The sequence below is a fragment of the Lysinibacillus sp. GbtcB16 genome, from assembly GCF_019091145.1.
GTDB classification, from domain to species: Bacteria; Bacillota; Bacilli; order Bacillales_A; family Planococcaceae; genus Lysinibacillus; species Lysinibacillus fusiformis.
The window spans coordinates 1-229 of the sequence record NZ_JAGXJV010000970.1 but is presented as its reverse complement, the minus strand read 5'-3'; the positions used below and the strand labels follow the sequence as shown (position 1 = coordinate 229).

Annotated in this window: 1 protein-coding gene; it reads left to right on the top strand. The window is 30.6% G+C overall.

Annotated features, from left to right (window positions below; translation table 11 throughout):
- Positions 1-229 (top strand): hypothetical protein (locus KVT27_RS26480; RefSeq protein ID WP_217582365.1); only part of this gene is annotated, 229 nt, incomplete at both ends.

The window sequence follows — 229 nt, the reverse complement described above, 5'->3', positions numbered from 1 at the left end:
AAGAATTACCAATTACAGCAATTATAGGGAATCCTCCGTATTCAGGAAGAGATTCTGATGAAAATAGTTTTTCTGACGCTATTTCATATCAAATGTTAGATACAGAAATTACGAAAACATATGCTAAAAAATCTAGTGCAGTTGCAGTTAATGCGCTATATGATTCTTATATAAGAGCAATTAAATGGTCAAGTTTAAGGATTGAAAAATGTGGTGTGATTGGTTTTAT